Source organism: Mesorhizobium sp. P5_C1 (assembly GCF_054049815.1).
Genome location: NZ_JBFULQ010000873.1, coordinates 1 through 1571 on the forward strand (window position 1 = coordinate 1; position 1571 = coordinate 1571).

2 protein-coding genes and 1 pseudogene are annotated in these 1571 nt (G+C 57.0%); 2 read left to right on the top strand and 1 reads right to left on the bottom strand.

The window, feature by feature from the left end:
- Positions 1-406 (top strand): annotated as a pseudogene (locus ACXJ7R_RS32140) (hypothetical protein); the annotation flags it as partial.
- 158 nt (positions 407-564) lie between these two features.
- Here the strand turns inward: ACXJ7R_RS32140 and ACXJ7R_RS32145 are convergent.
- A complete protein-coding gene (locus ACXJ7R_RS32145; protein WP_457155318.1) occupies positions 565-1098 on the bottom strand; it encodes a DUF2867 domain-containing protein in 534 nt (177 codons plus the stop codon).
- Between ACXJ7R_RS32145 and ACXJ7R_RS32150 the strand changes: the two genes are divergently transcribed.
- The coding region (locus ACXJ7R_RS32150) for a hypothetical protein (RefSeq protein ID WP_457155319.1) at positions 1091-1571 on the top strand (481 nt) is incomplete at its 3' end. The two genes, ACXJ7R_RS32145 and ACXJ7R_RS32150, sit on opposite strands and share 8 nt — an antisense overlap.

Below are 1571 nucleotides of genomic sequence, written 5' to 3' on the forward strand. Positions count from 1 at the left end.
GGCAAGGCAAAGGACCTACGGGCGTTCGCCATTGCCGAGCGTATTAACGGCAGCTAGAGAGCTAAAAAGAAAGCCCGGTTTGAAGCCGGGCCTTGGGAGGATCGATTGGGAACCCCGAAGGGGGGAGGGATCGATCGAACCCCCTTCAGCGCTTACTAATCTGCATCGCTATTGTGACGCCCGCGTGAAGCAAACCAAGCGCCGTGCTAGACGCCACCGACAGGTAGGCTATATTTTAGCGATGCCTGATAAGCCCGTAACAACCTACGTTGTGAGCGTCTTCGAGAAACCGCATTGGCGCACGGTGCTGACAACCAAGGACAAAGCCAAACCTTTGGCCATGGCGAAGGAGATCGGCGACAAGGTCAGGATCGAAGAGATAACGCCGAAGGTGAAACAGCGGTAGGCTTTGTTGAGTGAAGATGGTGAGAAGTCTAGCCCTTACCACCACCGTCATTGCAACTACAGCTGCCGCTATCGTGCTGACATTTATGGCAGCTAAGAGATTTGAGTTACGGCGCCCAAATACGATCGAGGCTCATATCGAGAGGAACATCTGAGGCGCTACGCCAGGGGCGCGGACTTCCTCAGTGCGCAGCGTGCCAGGTTGGCCCTGACCACGAGGTGATGAAAAGGCCTGATCGCGTTGAGATAGGTGAAGCCCAAGGCATTGTGGGTATGCACAACGGTTGTTGCGATGAGCAACGTGCCTATTGGAGAATGGCGTCGGAGCAGAGATAGCCGGAAGTCCAGGTGTCGGTCATCCGTTCCGAGCACAATTTCGTCCTTGCCCTCCCAGTGCACCGGGAAGAAGTCCACCCGTTGATGGCTGTCCCGGGACGTCCTGACCGTACCGGAGGTTTTGATGCCAAAGGGCGTAACCATGGCGTCGCGCAGCGCGATCAATGCCTTTTGCCACGCCGGTGGATTGACGAGTGTCCGCGTCGCCAACTCGCGCATGCTCGACTGTTCCGATGCACTCATGTCAATGCTGTAGCTATCGAGTAAGCTGGCGTTCTCGTACCAGCCCGCAACGACACTTTCCGACGGCGGCGTCGTCCGGCGTACCTGCGGTTGGCGGTCTAAACCCATGCTCATGATCGTGTCACCTATTCAAGGGGCCATCAACTACGGGGGTGAAGACGAGGCTTATTCAAACTCAAACCACGAAGAGGCGCTAGGGTCTACGGCGCTTAGAAATGGCCTGCAACAGATCTTTTCGACCATCGATGACATAGAACGCATGCGTCCTTTGGCGAGGCCAAAGGCAGAGGGCTTTTCATATCGGTTGGTCAAGTCTACACCATCGGTCGGGCGAAAACGCTGGTGGGGCGCCATGAAGCCGATCGCGATTGCAATTCCGTTACTCTTCCTCGTGGTGCAGGCTCAAGCGCAAGAGCGCAGGGATATCGCCGGCCTGAGTTGCGCCGAAGTTCAGGCACTACTGAAGCAGGACGGCACCACCGTCATTCGCTACCGCTCCATATTCAACCTCAGCCTGACGCGCTACGACCTCTATGTCAGCGGGCAGAAGCAATGCGGTCCTGGCGAGGTGGCTACTGGCGCAGGCG

Bases quoted from the DNA above. Each gene is read 5' to 3' on its own strand.
- ACXJ7R_RS32145 (WP_457155318.1), bottom strand. From the start codon at position 1,098: ATGAGCATGGGTTTAGACCGCCAACCGCAGGTACGCCGGACGACGCCG.